The sequence below is a fragment of the Bradyrhizobium sp. GW821-FHT13H06 genome (genome assembly GCF_058803975.1).
Map to the genome: position 1 here is coordinate 1,040,321 of NZ_JBXAPN010000003.1, position 14,099 is coordinate 1,054,419.

Genomic DNA, 14,099 nt, shown 5'->3' on the forward strand with positions numbered 1-14,099 from the left:
GTTTTCGTCGTCTCAAGCAAAAATCAAAGTCGTCTCAGGCGAAAATCAACCGTCCGCGAAAGTCCCGGGACGACCGATCCGGCATGGTGCGACGACCAAACCGTGTCGATGTCTCGGCACAACGGAGCATTTCATGACCCAACTTGATCAACACGTTCATTCTGTCGGCCCGGAGGTGACGGGCTCTCGCATTTTCAAATTCATCGCCTTTCTGTACGGAATTGCGGCATATCTCGTGTTTTTCGTCACTATTCTCTACGCCATCGGCTTCGTCATGGGGGTGATGGTGCCCAAGACCATCGACACCGGAAGCGACTCGTCGACGGTCGAGGCCCTCATCGTCAACCTCCTCCTGATGACGCTGTTCGCCGTTCAGCACAGCGTGATGGCACGCAAGCAGTTCAAGGCCTGGTGGACGCAGTTCGTGCCCAAGACGGTTGAGCGCTCGACCTATGTGCTGTTCGCGAGCCTGTCATTGCTCCTCCTGTTCTGGCAGTGGCGCCCGCTGCCGTCGGTCATATGGAACGTCGAGAATCCGGATCTTGCCGTGACACTTGTCACGATGTCCTTCGCCGGCTGGGTGCTGGTGTTCACCTCGACCTTCATGATCAACCATTTCGAATTGTTCGGACTGCATCAGGTGACCGACCATCTCGTCGGCAAGGAGGCGGCGCCGCCGCGCTTCAAGACGCCGCTGCTCTACAAGTTCGTCCGCCATCCGATCTATCTCGGCTTCATCATCGCGTTCTGGGCGGCGCCGACCATGACCGCGGGCCACCTGCTGTTCGCGGCCGTGACCACGCTCTACATCTTCGTCGGCATCGCGCTGGAGGAGAACGATCTCGTCGATCTCTTCGGCGAGGAGTACCGGCAGTACAGGCAACGCGTCTCCATGCTTATTCCCTGGCGCCGGTCGGTATAGTCTGAGCCTCGCCCCGCGCGTCCACCGAAAGGAGGGCGCGCGGGGCGCCGACGCGCAATGATGATCCCAAAAAAAGGAACGGAGACGCCCAAATGAAACATGTCGGAAACTGCTTCTGTGGCGCGGTCACGGTCGAGGTCACGGGTGCACCGGAGGCGATGGGCTATTGCCATTGCCGCTCCTGCCGCTCCTGGTCGGGCGGTCCGGTCAACGCCTTCAGCCTGTGGAAGCCCGAGGCGGTGCGCATCACCGAAGGCGCTCAGAATGTCGAGACCTTCGTCAAGACGCCGCTCAGCCAGCGCAAATATTGCAGGAAGTGCGGTGGCCATCTCATGACCAACCATCCGCCGCTCGGTCTGGTCGACGTCTTCGCCGCCACCATCCCGACGCTCGCGTTCACGCCCGGCGTCCACGTCAACTATGCCGAGACCGTGCTGCCGATGCGCGATGGCCTGCCCAAGCTGAAGGATTTTCCGGCGGAGTTCGGCGGCAGCGGCGAGATGATGCAGGAGTAGCGGCGGAGGGGTGAGGTGATCCTCACCGCAAATCCGACAAGGAGCTCGTGGGGGTCGCCCCCATCTGCAAGCCAAGGCCGAAGCTCTGCTTCGGCCTTTTCTCCAGAGGGCGGCAGAGCGCCGCCCTCGCTCTTGATGGGGAGAAGGACGAAGGACTAGCCTCCGCGCGATTCAACGACCTTGCGGCAGGAATCCGAGAGCTTCGACTTGTTCTCGCGCAGACAGGCGTTCATCTGCGGCGGCTTGCCGACATGCTCGGCGCAGAATTTGCTGGCGTCGCCGCGGCAGGCCATTTGCTCCTGGATCGATGGGCCGGACTGTGCAGCCGCGGGCAGGGCGGCAGCAGTGAGAAGCAGCGCGGCAAGAACCGAAATTTTCATAAAGCACCTCTTTGGAATCGTGGTTGGTCCCGACCGGGATCACGCGGGCCGGACCATCTCGCGAAGCCCAGGCGTGGGTCCATGCCATGTTCATGGCACCGGCTCGGTGTCCCGGGCGCCGTACCCCCATCTTCATGGCATGTATCCCAGCGCCGACTTTTGCCATTCAGGCTGCACCTCGGCTGCGAAAACCGGTGATTGCATCGGGACGCCGAACGGGAAGCAGGAGAACAAGATGTCGAAGAGAGCTGGAGCGCTGAGCGCCGGGCTGACGATCATGGCCCTGGCGGGCGCGGCGATGGTGTCGCTGGGCACGAGTCCGGCGCAGGCGGTGGTCTATTGCAAGACCGTCGGGGTGCCCAAGGGCTGCGTGGTGCGGCCGACCGCGGCGGTGGTGGTCGCGCCGGGAGCTCCGGTTGCGCGGGCTGCGGTCGCGACCCCCGGTGTCGGCGCGCCCGGCGTCGGCGTGCGCGCAGGTACGCCGATGAATCGCGGCGGGCCGGTCAATCGCGTCGGCGTGCGCTGATATTTCATTCGATTGATTTGACTGCATTGCTTCGGGCCAACGGAGCCTGCGGACGAACACCCCCCGTCCTCCGCAGGCAATCACCCGGCCCGTCCCCTCTCTCCGTGCGCCCCACACGTCCGGAGAGGGGGCTTTTCAGCCCGCAGCCATGTCGCTGTCGGGAAAACGCTGCGGCAATTGCAGCCGCACGCGCGTGCCGGAGGCATCCGAGCTCAGGTCGAGCACCGCGCCGCAGCGCGCGGCACGGCTTCTCATGTTGCGCAGGCCGCGCGCGGTCTGGCCCGCGCCTGCGGCCTCGCAATCGCCGGCCATCGCAAAGCCCCGGCCGTCATCCGTGACGCTGATCACGCCGTAAGGCCCCTGGCTTCCGTCATGCGTCTCGATGGTGACCGCGACGTGGCGGGCCTGTGCGTGCTTGACCGCGTTGGTCACCGCTTCGTCGAGGATGCGCACGATCTGGATGACGTGCCATGGCCTCAGCTCGGGATGCAGCGGCAGGCCCTGCGGCGTCGCCACGCGCCAGTCGAGCGCGATGTCGTGCGGCCGCAATTGTGCCGTGGCGCGCTCGCGCCAGGAGCCGAGCGCGAGCATCAGGTCGCCGCCGATGTCGTCCATGGAATCGATGACGAGGCGCAGATCCTTCAGCGCCGCTCGGGCGGCGTCCGTGATGGTCGCGCCCTCACTGCCGCGCTCGGACAATGCGACGATGCTCACGAGCTGCCCGCCGAGGCCGTCATGCAGGTCCCGCATCAGGCGCGTGCGCTCGTTGGCGAGCGCGGCGGCGCGGGCGCGCTCCTCCTCGCGGGCGAAGCTCGCCTTCAGCCGTTCCTCGGCCTCACGCACGCGCGTCACGAGCTGCCCGGCAAAGCTGTCGACCTGGTTCAACGCGCGGGCAAAGCGCCAGGTCAGCCCGGCGCCGATCGCGACCAGCATCGCCGAATAGGACAGGCGCGAGACGAAGATGCGAACGTTGGTCTCGATCTCGAGCACCGTGAGCATGTCCTGGATCCAGCAGACCAGCACGATGGTCACAGCGCAGCCGATCATGAAGCTCGCCGCGTCCTGCCGTCGTACCACCGCGGCAGCCGCGACGCAGGCCATCAGGAACAGGCAGAGGCCGACGGTGGGAATGCCGAGCACCAGGAAGAGGATGCGCGGCAGCGGCGGCCCCCCGATCAGCCCGACCACGAACACGACGACGCCGGGCACGAACAGCAGCGTGCCGTAGCGCGGCCAGCGCCAGCCGAAGAACAGCACGCCGAACACGACGACCAGCGCACTCTCGATCGGCGCGGACGCCAGCAGCACCGCGGCGAGCCGGGATGCGGTGGCCGGCGGCACCGGCGCCTGCGCGAACGCCTGCACCACGCCGAGCACCATCGCCACCGCCAGCACGCCATAGACCGGCTCGCGGCGCCGCATCAGCCACATGATCGCGAGGATGACGGCCAGGATCGCCTGCCAGGCGGAGAACACCACCGGCAGCGTGACGAACAGCAGCGTGCGTGTCTCGTAGGCTGGGCGCAAGGCGGCATCCGGCCCGACATAGACGGTGTCGAGGAAGCCCTTGAGCGGTCCCCACACGAACAGCCGCACCGTGATCTCGTTTCCGCCCTCGCGCAGCAGCGAAGCGGGGATGAGTGCGATCTGCGGCGTGTTGCGGTCGGGCCGGTTGGCGTTGGCATCGCGCCGGGAGTCGAGCACGACGACGCCGTTGACGGCGACCTCGACCGCGTTGCTGAAGCGCGGCAGGAACACCGACCAGCCCGAGGCCGCATCGCCGCTGCGGAAGGTGAAGGCGCCGGTGTAGAACGGCGGGTCGGCCAGGGAGTAGCGCGACGAGGTGAAATGCGGCAGCGTCACGGGGCGCGTGCCGCCGTCCTCCCGCAGCGCGAATCCGCCGAGCGCAAAATCCTCGGGGTCGCTCGGCTGGAGCAGCCGCAAGCCGAGAATGGTGGCGATCACGATCAGCGCCTGGAACAGCAGATAGGGCACGAGGCGCGAGGCCAGCAGCCGGCGCCGCGCGGGTGTGGCCGGTGCCTTCATAGGTGCCTTGGCCGCGAGCTCGCTCACAGCTTGATCAGGCCCTGCTGCACCGCCTCGAACACCGCTTCGCTGCGCGTGTGCACTTCGAGCTTGCGATAGATATTCTTGATGTGGCCGGGCACGGTCTGCCTGGACAGGCCGAGATGGCTCGCGATCTCGGCATAGCTGAAGCCCTTCGCGATGCCCCAGAGGATGTCGATCTCGCGCGGGGTCAGCCTGGCCGTGTTGAGCGCGGGCCCGGGCGGCGGCTCCGCCGAATTCTGTGCGGCCCCCTGTGTTCTGCGCACGATGAAACGGGCGATCGAGGCCGAGATCGGCGAATGGCCGGCGACCAGGTCGCGCACGGTGGTGGCGATGTCGGTGGGGAAGGCGTCCTTGAGCAGATAGCCGGTGGCGCCGACCGTGATCGCGGAGATCACGCTCTCCTCGTCGCCGAGCGCGGAGATCACCATGATCTCGGTGTCCGGAAAGCGCCGCCGGGTCTCGCGGATCAGCTCGACGCCGTGGCCGTCGGGCAGCCGCAGGTCGGTCAGCAGCACGCGCGGCGCGCCGACGCTCAGGGCCTGCCGCGCCTCCGCGAGCGTACCGGCGCTTCGCACCTCGTAACCGGCCTTGACCAGCGCATCCTGGAGCCGCCAGCAGGTCGGCGCGTCGTCCTCGACGAGGAGGATGGTGATGGCTTCACCCGTCTCGCCCTGTTCGGTCATGATCATCGTCCCGCACCGCGTGTCCCCTGCGCCGCGAAGCAAGTTTAACCGCAGCGCGGATGCCGCGACACCCATAATCATGGGGGCGGGGATGACACGGTCCCGAGCGGACATGCTCTGCCCTACTACTAAGCCGGCGCGGGGCCAAGAGCAGACTAAGCGTCCGCAAGCGAACGGCGGTGGGTTAGCCAATAGTCATTCTGCCACTCCTCGTAGCCAAGCAACTCGCCAAAGCGCCTTTCGCGGTTGTCGGACCAAGCTCCAGGCTCGCTCAGAAGCGTAAGCATTGCATCAACCCGCCACTCGTGGCCCGCTAAGGCGTAGAATAGCCTCCGGTATTTGAGCTGCGGCAGTCCAGGGCATGGTTCAATCACTTCGTGTCTTATTAGTCGGCCTACAGCAACATGCCTATCGAACAGCCGCCAATATCGAATACAGATGTCTGGCTCATCACCAACGATATCCATGAAATATGCGAGGGGCTTTGTGCCCCTCAGCATTAGGCCGAGTTCTCTGTTGGTGTGAACCAAATAGGGCAGCTGGCGAAGCCATTCGGGTTGCATGTTCGGCATCTTCACTGCACGACGTTAATTTCCGCTAAGAGTCACCAGCCGCCGATCAGCTCAGGCAGGTGACTTCCGCCTTGACTTGCGGAGCCGACGCTTATGAGTACACACCCTAGCCCGGCTACGAAAGATCGACCCGCGGCGGCGGATAGCGCCGGGCCAGCACCGACAAGGATAGAGGCCGTTCGTCCTCCGGCAGTTCCAGATAGGCCAGCACGAGCGGCCGCTTCCAGTCGCCGATGCCGAAATCCATCGCCATCCATTTTTGCGGCTCGGGGCCTTCCAGGCCCCGCACCCAGACGAAATAGCGGGGAAGGTCGTCGGCGTCCCTGTCCGTCGTGCGTCGCCTGGCCATCAAAGCTGTCCGCTGCATCCATCGTTTGCGAGAGGATATAGGGAGCGGCCGTGAGAAGTCGAATGCCTCGCGGCGGCACGGCATCTACTCCCTATCGATAGTTCGATGCACGAACAGCAGGTGGCTCGCCGCTTCGTGACGCAAAAATTCTTATTGACCGAAATTCGGAAATATCGTAGATGTGCTGCACCCCGGCCCAAGGATAGGGGCGTTTCGCGATCGTCACGATACGCGGGCCGGGTGGCGGTGGGCGCGGAGCGCATCGGCGCGCTGGGCGATCGCAGGGCGGGCTTGGCCCGTGAGCGGTTGCGCGGCGCGCACACGACCGGTGCGATTCCAGCGTACGGCAAAAGCGTGTGGTCCTGACGCCCGGGGTCTGTGCGTCAAGGCTTGCGGCAACGTGGCGGTCCGACCGGGTCCGCGCATCGGTCATCCGCAAGGCGACGGGGGCAATAGTGCATCGCTCCCCGGGGAGAGCGCGCCATAAGCCGTCAAACCACTGCGCAGGGAAAGGCCGGGATGTCCAGGCTGCCCTGTATGCCGCTGTGCATCTGTCTTCGCGCAATTTGCGCACAGCGGACCGCGGGTGCCAGCCGGCGCCCGGCCTTCCCTGCGCCCTTTCCAACGAAGGGGCGTCGAGAGAAGCAAGGCTCGGGCGCCATGCGTCGCGAGGCTGTACTGGCGTGTCCCGTTGTTTGAAAGTTGATCTGTGCCAGCTCGTCCTGCCAGTCACCGCCACAAGTCGCAGGTCGCCACGCGGTTGATGTCGGCGAGGCGGCGGTCGGCGTTTCCGTGCGGATCGAGGCTGCCGACCAGCGTCAGCAGACGTCGGTAAGCGCGATCGGCGACGTCGACCGGCAGCGGAGCCTCGTCGAAGGCGTCGACATAGCCGCCGACGAGGCCGCTCAACAGGCGGCATAGTCCGCGCTGGGCGGGATCGTCCCGGCCGAGCGTCTCGAGCTTTTGCTGAAAGGTCTGGAAGGTCCGCAAGCCGTGGTGTTGCTGCGAAAGCCACGCGTGCAGGTCGTTCATGTGAGCTCCTTCGAGTGACGGAAGAAGCTACCGGTTTATACAGGGGGCATGGGAAGATGGCTAGGAAGGGATTGTCGCCAGTCCGTCTTCGCCAAGAGGCTTCGCCGGACACGCTTCACCCTTCGGGCTTCGCATGGCCGCGCCACGCGTAGCCCGAAGGGCGAAGCGTGGTGCCCCTGGCCGGAATCGAACCAGCACTCCTTGCGGAACTCGATTTTGAGTCGAGCGCGTCTACCAGTTCCGCCACAGGGGCCCCCGGTCGGCCCTAAGGGGGGCGTCGCGAAGCCGGCGGACTATAGCCATGGACAAGACGGGGTCAACCCGCGCCAAAGTGATCCCGGCCGTTCTCGACAGCCGCACGGGCCGGAGCTAGAGGCTTGAGGGTGCGACCACCGGAAAGAGGCTGCCGTGACGACCCAGAGTGCCGCCATACCAGCGTTCAAGCAGGCCAGTGCGGGCCCCGCGCTGACCGCCTCGCTGCTGGTCACGCTGATCGCCGCAGTCACGATCGCCGGCGCCTGGTTCTTCCAGCTCGTGCTGGAGATCCTGCCCTGTCCGCTCTGCCTGGAGCAGCGCTACGCCTATTACCTCGCGATTCCGCTCGGTGCGCTCACGGCGCTGGCGGCGAGGAGCGGCGCGCCGCGGCCGCTGCTGCTGGCGGGTCTCGCGATCCTCGCGCTGGCGACGCTCGCCAATGCCGGCCTCGGCACCTATCATTCCGGCGTCGAATGGGGTTTCTGGAAGGGGCCGACCGATTGCTCCGGGCCCGTCGTCAATCTCGGCAGCGCTGCTGATCTGCTGTCGAAGCTCGACACGGTCAAGGTGGTGCGCTGCGACGAGGTGCAGTGGCGCTTCCTCGGCCTGTCGCTCGCCGGCTACAACGTGCTGATCTCGGTGCTGATGGCCGCGATCGCCGCGTGGGGATTCGTGCGGACGACGAAGCGCTAAGGCCTAATCATCCACATCGTCCTGCGTGCGCCCGAACAGGTGCACGATGCCCGGCGTCGCGATCGTCACGAAGACGAAACGCGACAAGTGGTGGGCGCCGACGAAGATCGGGTCGATGTGCAATGTCAGCGCCAGGGCCAGCATCGCATCCATCGCGCCCGGCGCGAAGGCGACGACGACGTCGGAGAATTTCACCTGCGTGGTCAGCGCCACGATCCCGACGAAGATGGCGGAGACGGCGATGGCCACGGCAAACGAGCCCAGTGCCGCGCTGAGGTGGCCGGCGAGCGTCTTGATCCGCATCCGCGCGAAGCGGCTGCCGATCAGTGCACCGATACCGACCAGCGCCACGCCGCGGACCCAGTCCGGCAGGCCGCCCTCGACCCATCCGGCGCCGTGCAGCACGCTGGAGGCGATCATCGCGCCGAACATCCAGCTCGCCGGAAACTTGATCAGCCGCAAGACGAGCGCTGCGGTCAGCGAGGCCGCGGCCAGCTCGAGGAGGTCGAGCGGCGAGGCGATCGTCGTCGTCAGCGACGGCGCAGCAGAGGACGCCACGCCTGCAATCGCCAGCACCATCGGCAGCGCGGCGGTCAGGATGATGACGCGCATGGTCTGCACCACCGCGATGCCCGGCAGGTCGGCGCCGCGCTCGACCGCCAGGATGGTGATCTGCGACAGCGCGCCGGGACTGCCGGCCAGGAAAGCCGAGGTGCGGTCCCAGCCATGGATGCGCTGGAGGTAATAGCTCGAGCCGAACGTCGAGCAGAAGGTGGCGAGCGCGAGCAGCCCGATGGTGAGGGGATAGGCGCCGACCTGCTGAAGCAAATGGCGCGAGACGACCGAGCCCAGCGAGATGCCGAGCAGCACCAGCACGGTCTGGGTCAGGATCGGCGGCAGCGTCAGCTGGCGGCCAGCGATCGCGGCGATCCCGACCGCGATCATCGAGCCCGAGATCAGTCCGCCGGGAAGGTTCGCGACGAGAAACACGAGACCGCCGGCGGTGCCGATGACGAGCGTCTCCACCGTGCTCAATATGCTGGCACGGCTCGGCCATTCGAACGTCAGGGAGGCGGTGATCTGCTTCACACCACCTTATCGCAAATTGGCGGGAGGCGCACAATTGCAGGCTCGTCATGCCGCAATGCGCGCGCCTCTCGCCGATGCTCGCGGAGGATCGTGACGGACTTACTTCTTGTCTGCGGCGGGGGCGGTGGGCGCGGCGGGAGCGGCGGTGCCGGCCCTCGCTTCCTTCTTGCACTCACGGCGAAACTTCTTGCGCTCCTTGCCTTTCAATCCCTTGGCGTCCGCCTGCTTGGAGCATTCGAGCGACTCGGCCGAACGCTCCTTCGGCGCCATCTTGTCGGCGGTGGCGGCGGCATCGGTCTTGGTTTCGGTCTTGGCTGCCGGCGCTGCGGTCTGTGCAAAGGCGGTGCCGGTGACGAGCAGGGAGGCGAGGGCGACGGCGGCGAGGCGAGACGTGAAGGTCATGTGTTGCACTCTGCTTGGGAGAATGACGAAGGGCTGGAACGTCGGCCTGCATTGCTGAACGCGACATGAATGAGCTGAGCGATGGGATCACTATATTTTGGCGGCGATAGCCATCGCATCCTTGTCGCAAGCGGCCGACACGCTAGGATAGCAATCCTCGTTTCACTTCCGTCGGGGAAGACCAAGCAGGAGACCCAGGGATGATCATTCAGACAAGATTGTTGTGCGCGATTGCGGCGTCCGGTGTCGCGGCATTGCTGGCGAGCGCGCCGGCGCAGGCACTGACCGCGCAGGAGTGCAGCGCGAAATATCAGGCCGCCAAGAAGGACGGCTCGCTCGGGACCATGAAGTGGAATGACTTCCGCAAGGCCCAGTGCGGTGCCGATGCGAAGCCCGCCGCTGCACCGGCCGCAGCTGCTCCGGCTGCGCCCGCCGCTCCTGCCGAGCCGAAGCAGGCGGCGAAGGAGGCGGCGCCCGCCGCCGCGCCGGCCCTGCCGGCCGGACCCGCGGTCTATCCGAACGCGGTCGATCCGAAATATGCCAAGGAGACTCCCGGCAAGGCGCGGCTGCACACCTGCGTCGACCAGTACAATGCCAACAAGGCCACCAACGGCAATGGCGGCTTGAAGTGGATCCAGAAGGGCGGCGGCTATTACAGCGAATGCACCAAGAAGCTGAAGGGCGCCGCCTGAGCTTCGAATCGAGACGATGGCCGGAGCAGCGCTCCGGCCATTTCGCCTGGAGCGTTTTCGAGCGAAGTGGACGCCGGTTTGCGTCAAGAAAACGCGTCAAGACAAGGACTGGAGCGCGTTCCGATTCCATCGGAACGGGAAGGCTCTAGCCGAGCAGCTTCTCGGCCGAGTTCGTCACGAGCTGCGACCGCTTGCGCGGGCCGCCCTCGACGAACAGCAGGCTCTGGCCGAAGATGAAGCAGTAGAACAGGAACGCCTGCGCGTCGGCCGCCTCGGCCGCAAGGCCGGTCGCGCGATAGAGTTCGCTGACGTGCTTGAGCCGCGCCGCGTCGACGCTCGCTACCGCCGCCGCGGCGTTCTCGTCCGAGCGGGCCCATTGCCGGATCGCGAGCTCGATCGCCATTCCTTCCGGATTGAGCCGCTCGGAATAGAGCTGGATCAGAGCCTTCAGGCGTTCGCGGGGTTCTTGCCCGTCGAGACTTGTCTGCTGCGCGATTGCGGCGACGCGCCCCTCGCGCCAGCCTTCCAGCATGGCATCGAGCAGCGCGGCGCGGTCGGTAAAGCGGCGGTAGAAGCCGCCCTTGGTGACGCCAAGATTCTTCGCGAGCACCTCGACCCGCACGCCCTCGACCCCCGCGCGGGCGAGCTCGGCAAAGCCTGCCTCGACCCAGACATCGCCCTTGCCGTCACTCATGAAGGAAACCCCACCGGCTCTTGATACGGTACCGTATTGCTAACGCGACTCGAGTTTGATACGCTACCGTATCAAGATCAAAGACGAAATTGCGGGAGGAAGTGCGATGGAGCAGGAGGCGACCTATCGCGGCACGGTCTATCCGTGGCAATGCGATCACGTCGGGCACATGAACATCATGTGGTATGTCGGCAAGTTCGACGAGGCCAACTGGAATCTGTTCGCCCGCCTGGGCTTGACGCCCAGCTATCTGCGCAGCTCCGGCCGCGGCATGGCCGCCGTGCAGCAGAACATCGCCTACCGGCGCGAGCTGCTGGCCGGCGACATCGTCGAGATCCGCAGCCATCTGCTTGAGCTTCGCGACAGGTCGATCCGCTTCCGGCACGACATGACGAATGCGGAGACCGGCGAACTCGCAGCGACGTGCGAGATCACCGGCGTGCACATGGACCGTCAATTGCGGAAGTCCGCACCATTCGCCGATGCGATCCGGGGGATCGCCGTGACGCACCTTTCCGAGCCGGCGGAGGCCTGAGCGATGGCCACGTTCGAGCCGAGAAACCCCGAGTACCGCACGGCCGCGACCGCGATGTTCGCCGCTCAGCCGGCGATGCGCACGCTGGGCATATCGATCGTCTCTCTGGCGCCGGGTCAGGTCGAACTGGCGATGCCGTATGCATCCGCCTTTACGCAGCAGAACGGCTTCGTGCACGCCGGTATCATCACGGCAGGCCTGGACAATGCCTGCGGCGTCGCCGCCTTCACCCTGATGCCGCGCGAAGCCGACATCCTCACCGTCGAGTTCAAGACCACGCTGCTTGCGCCGGCCCGGGGCGACCGCTTCGTCTTCAGGGCCGAAGTCGTCAAGCCTGGCCGCACGCTGACCTTCTGCGAGGCCAAGGCATTTGCCGAGCATGACGGTAAGACCACGCTGATCGCGACCATGACCGGGACCTTGATGGCGATGCTGCCCCGCATAGTGGCCGCGGACGTGCCGCCCACGTCTGCGCATGGCGGCGATTGACAAGCGTGCCACCGCATCCCTTGATGCGATCGTCATGCTTGCAAGTCTCGGCCTCATCCTGCTCTGCCAATTGATCGGCGAAGCCGTCGTGCGTGGGCTCGGCCTGCCGTTGCCGGGACCCGTGCTCGGTCTGCTGCTGCTTCTGATCCTGCTGCTCGTCCGCGACCGCTTTGCGCTGCTCGCGCGCGGGCCGCTGCGCAATGACGGTGTCGAGACGGCGAGCAAGGGCCTGCTGGCCCATCTCTCGTTACTATTCGTGCCGGCCGGCGTTGGCGTCGTGCAGGAGCTCGATCTGCTCGCGTCTCACGGCATCGCCATCATTCTCGTGCTCGCGCTGTCCGTGGTCATCACGCTGCTCGCGACCGTGCTGACCTTTCGCCTCGTCAGCCGCCTGTTGAAGCAACAGGACGCGCGATGAAGGACAATCCGTTCTCGCTATGGGTCTATCTCTCGCAATCGCCGCTGCTCTGGCTCACCGTGACGCTGCTGGTCTATGCGACCACGGACGCGGTCTCGCTGGCGACCCGGCGTCATCCGCTGGCCAATCCCGTGCTGCACGCGATGTGGATCATCGGCGCGTTCCTGCTGTTGACCGGCACCTCCTACACGACCTACTTCGCCGGCGCGCAGTTCGTGCACTTCCTGCTGGGGCCGGCGACCGTCGCGCTCGCGGTGCCGCTCTACGAGAATCGCAAGCGCGTCGTCTCATCGATCGTTCCGATGCTGGTGGCGCTGGTCGCGGGCTCGGTCACCGCGGTGGTGTCGGTCGTGCTGCTGGCCGAACTCGCCGGCCTGCCGCGTGACGTGGTGCTGTCGCTGGCGCCGAAATCAGTCACCGCCGGCGTCGCCATGGGTATCGCCGAATCCCTGCATGCCGATCCTTCGCTGGCGGCCGTCGCGGTCATCCTCACCGGCATCATGGGCGCCATCATCGTGACCCCGCTGATGAACCGCACCGGCGTCACCGATTATCGGGCTCGCGGCTTCGCCGCCGGCCTTGCCGCGCACGGCATCGGCACCGCGCGCGCGTTCCAGGTCGACGAGATTGCCGGCGTCTTTTCCGGCATCGCCATGAGCCTGAACGCCTTGGTGACCTCGTTCCTGGTCCCGCTGGCAGTCACACTGCTGGTGCGATGACATCGCTGCCGCGAGGCTCTATATGTCCGTAACATTTCCTGGTCCTGAGCCGTATTTGCGGTGATGGGGCCGAAACGGGACAAGATATGACCGAATTTGGGAACAAGGGCCGTCTGATGCCGACCCGGCGTGCGGCGCTGACGTTGATCGGAGCGGGCGCCGTCGCAGCGAGCGGGATCAACCTTGCGCGCGCGGCGACCGGTGAGGACGAGGTGCTGACCGAAGCCAAGGTGCTGCGCGATCCCGACACACCCGTCGCAGGCAATCCCGCCGGCAACATCACGATCGTCGAATGGTCCGACTACAATTGCCCGTATTGCCGCAAGCTCGAACCCGAGCTGCGCCAGGTCGTCCAGGACGATGGCAAGGTGCGGCTGGTGATGAAGGACTGGCCGATCCTCGGACCGGTGTCGGTCACGGCGGCGCGGACTGCGCTGGCGGCGAAATTCCAGGACAAGTACCATCAGGCCCATGACGCCATGATGGGCGTCAGCTCGCGCCTGACCGAGCCGCGCATCAACGAGCTGCTCGCGGCCGCCGGCGTCGACATGGACCGGTTGAAGCGCGATCTCACCGGCCACGCCAAGGACATCGACGCCATCCTCAAGCGCAACAACGAGCAGGCTGAAGCTTTCGGTTTCAGTGGTACGCCGTCATTCATCGTCGGCAAATACCGCGTGCCCGGCGTGCTCAGCATGGCCGAGTTCGAGCAGGTCATCGCCGATGCCCGCAAGGCCAAGATGAACTGACGCGCATCTTTGATCGTAGCCGACACAAAGGCGCCGCCGCGGAGATCGCGACGGCGCCTCATTCATGTCGGGCGATATTACTTCGACGAGATCCGGACCCAGTCCTTGTGCGCGCGGTCGCGCAGTGCGTCCCAATCGGCCTTGGCGACATCCCAGTTCACGATGGTGCGATTGGTGGTCGCGACCTCGCCATTGGCGACCGACGACGTCTGCATGGAATCATAGACGTAGACGCCGCCTGCAAGCAGCAATGCGCCCAGGATCATTCCGAAAAAAGTCTGCATGGCGAACCTCCGGTGACGGGCGATAACGTCG

At 65.6% G+C, this 14,099-nt stretch carries 19 protein-coding genes and 1 tRNA gene; 10 read left to right on the forward strand and 10 right to left on the reverse strand.

Going from position 1 to position 14,099, the window contains the following annotated elements:
- The first annotated feature begins 133 nt into the window (after positions 1 to 133).
- Positions 134 to 922: a methanethiol S-methyltransferase gene (gene mddA / locus AC1RQP_RS17255; protein WP_492937819.1), complete on the forward strand. Its 789-nt coding sequence runs from the start codon at positions 134 to 136 to the stop codon at positions 920 to 922.
- A gap of 92 nt (positions 923 to 1,014) precedes the next feature.
- The gene (locus tag AC1RQP_RS17260) at positions 1,015 to 1,437 is read left to right on the forward strand and encodes a GFA family protein (RefSeq protein ID WP_036040263.1); all 423 of its coding nucleotides are present in this window, start codon (positions 1,015 to 1,017) and stop codon (positions 1,435 to 1,437) included.
- A gap of 155 nt (positions 1,438 to 1,592) precedes the next feature.
- Here AC1RQP_RS17260 and AC1RQP_RS17265 read toward each other — a convergent pair whose 3' ends face one another.
- Positions 1,593 to 1,817, reverse strand: a complete 225-nt coding sequence (locus tag AC1RQP_RS17265) for a cysteine rich repeat-containing protein (RefSeq protein WP_131872197.1) — start codon at positions 1,815 to 1,817, stop codon at positions 1,593 to 1,595.
- A gap of 235 nt (positions 1,818 to 2,052) precedes the next feature.
- Here AC1RQP_RS17265 and AC1RQP_RS17270 point away from each other — a divergent pair, with 235 nt between their 5' ends.
- Positions 2,053 to 2,343, forward strand: a complete 291-nt coding sequence (locus tag AC1RQP_RS17270) for a hypothetical protein (RefSeq protein WP_060737488.1) — start codon at positions 2,053 to 2,055, stop codon at positions 2,341 to 2,343.
- Between the two features lie 135 nt (positions 2,344 to 2,478).
- Here the strand turns inward: AC1RQP_RS17270 and AC1RQP_RS17275 are convergent, their stop codons facing one another.
- The 5 genes from AC1RQP_RS17275 to AC1RQP_RS17295 form a co-directional block, all read right to left on the reverse strand.
- Entirely contained in the window at positions 2,479 to 4,416 is a 1,938-nt protein-coding gene (locus AC1RQP_RS17275) for a sensor histidine kinase (protein ID WP_492937820.1), read from the reverse strand.
- Positions 4,413 to 5,096: a response regulator gene (locus AC1RQP_RS17280; RefSeq protein WP_492937821.1), complete on the reverse strand. Its 684-nt coding sequence runs from the start codon at positions 5,094 to 5,096 to the stop codon at positions 4,413 to 4,415. Before AC1RQP_RS17280 ends, AC1RQP_RS17275 begins: the two co-directional genes overlap by 4 nt.
- Positions 5,097 to 5,783: 687 nt before the next feature.
- Complete coding sequence (locus tag AC1RQP_RS17285; protein WP_492937822.1) at positions 5,784 to 6,017, reverse strand: hypothetical protein; 234 nt, start codon at positions 6,015 to 6,017, stop codon at positions 5,784 to 5,786.
- Positions 6,018 to 6,746: 729 nt separating this feature from the next.
- Positions 6,747 to 7,049 (reverse strand): hypothetical protein, encoded by a 303-nt coding sequence (locus AC1RQP_RS17290; RefSeq protein WP_239620570.1) that lies wholly within the window; start codon positions 7,047 to 7,049, stop codon positions 6,747 to 6,749.
- Between the two features lie 168 nt (positions 7,050 to 7,217).
- A tRNA-Leu gene (locus AC1RQP_RS17295) sits at positions 7,218 to 7,302 on the reverse strand.
- 155 nt (positions 7,303 to 7,457) lie between these two features.
- Here AC1RQP_RS17295 and AC1RQP_RS17300 point away from each other — a divergent pair.
- Positions 7,458 to 7,997, forward strand: a complete 540-nt coding sequence (locus tag AC1RQP_RS17300; protein ID WP_492937823.1) for a disulfide bond formation protein B — start codon at positions 7,458 to 7,460, stop codon at positions 7,995 to 7,997.
- A 3-nt stretch (positions 7,998 to 8,000) separates the two neighbouring features.
- On the opposite strand, the gene AC1RQP_RS17305 is transcribed toward AC1RQP_RS17300, so the two are convergent.
- Positions 8,001 to 9,086, reverse strand: coding sequence for an AbrB family transcriptional regulator (locus tag AC1RQP_RS17305; RefSeq protein ID WP_492937824.1), 1,086 nt, complete (start codon positions 9,084 to 9,086; stop codon positions 8,001 to 8,003).
- 99 nt (positions 9,087 to 9,185) lie between these two features.
- Positions 9,186 to 9,488, reverse strand: a complete 303-nt coding sequence (locus AC1RQP_RS17310) for a PsiF family protein (RefSeq protein ID WP_239620581.1) — start codon at positions 9,486 to 9,488, stop codon at positions 9,186 to 9,188.
- 200 nt (positions 9,489 to 9,688) lie between these two features.
- Between AC1RQP_RS17310 and AC1RQP_RS17315 the strand changes: the two genes are divergently transcribed.
- Entirely contained in the window at positions 9,689 to 10,180 is a 492-nt protein-coding gene (locus AC1RQP_RS17315) for a hypothetical protein (protein ID WP_492937825.1), read from the forward strand.
- Positions 10,181 to 10,325: 145 nt separating this feature from the next.
- Here the strand turns inward: AC1RQP_RS17315 and AC1RQP_RS17320 are convergent, their stop codons facing one another.
- Positions 10,326 to 10,874: a TetR/AcrR family transcriptional regulator gene (locus tag AC1RQP_RS17320; protein ID WP_492937826.1), complete on the reverse strand. Its 549-nt coding sequence runs from the start codon at positions 10,872 to 10,874 to the stop codon at positions 10,326 to 10,328.
- 106 nt (positions 10,875 to 10,980) lie between these two features.
- On the opposite strand from AC1RQP_RS17320, the gene AC1RQP_RS17325 reads away from it, so the two are divergent.
- The 5 genes from AC1RQP_RS17325 to AC1RQP_RS17345 all read left to right on the forward strand — a co-directional run bounded on the left by AC1RQP_RS17325 (position 10,981) and on the right by AC1RQP_RS17345 (position 13,784).
- Positions 10,981 to 11,409 carry an acyl-CoA thioesterase gene (locus AC1RQP_RS17325; protein ID WP_492937827.1) on the forward strand — a complete coding sequence of 143 codons (429 nt, stop codon included), beginning with the start codon at positions 10,981 to 10,983 and terminating at the stop codon, positions 11,407 to 11,409.
- A gap of 3 nt (positions 11,410 to 11,412) precedes the next feature.
- Complete coding sequence (locus AC1RQP_RS17330; RefSeq protein WP_492937828.1) at positions 11,413 to 11,898, forward strand: PaaI family thioesterase; 486 nt, start codon at positions 11,413 to 11,415, stop codon at positions 11,896 to 11,898.
- 34 nt (positions 11,899 to 11,932) lie between these two features.
- The gene (locus AC1RQP_RS17335; RefSeq protein ID WP_492937829.1) at positions 11,933 to 12,316 is read left to right on the forward strand and encodes a CidA/LrgA family protein; all 384 of its coding nucleotides are present in this window, start codon (positions 11,933 to 11,935) and stop codon (positions 12,314 to 12,316) included.
- The gene (locus tag AC1RQP_RS17340; RefSeq protein WP_239620590.1) at positions 12,313 to 13,035 is read left to right on the forward strand and encodes an LrgB family protein; all 723 of its coding nucleotides are present in this window, start codon (positions 12,313 to 12,315) and stop codon (positions 13,033 to 13,035) included. The genes AC1RQP_RS17335 and AC1RQP_RS17340 overlap by 4 nt, the downstream gene beginning before the upstream one ends.
- Positions 13,036 to 13,121: 86 nt before the next feature.
- Positions 13,122 to 13,784 carry a DsbA family protein gene (locus AC1RQP_RS17345; RefSeq protein WP_492937830.1) on the forward strand — a complete coding sequence of 221 codons (663 nt, stop codon included), beginning with the start codon at positions 13,122 to 13,124 and terminating at the stop codon, positions 13,782 to 13,784.
- Positions 13,785 to 13,861: 77 nt separating this feature from the next.
- On the opposite strand, the gene AC1RQP_RS17350 is transcribed toward AC1RQP_RS17345, so the two are convergent.
- A complete protein-coding gene (locus AC1RQP_RS17350) occupies positions 13,862 to 14,068 on the reverse strand; it encodes a hypothetical protein (protein WP_018316294.1) in 207 nt (68 codons plus the stop codon).
- Positions 14,069 to 14,099: the final 31 nt, after the last annotated feature.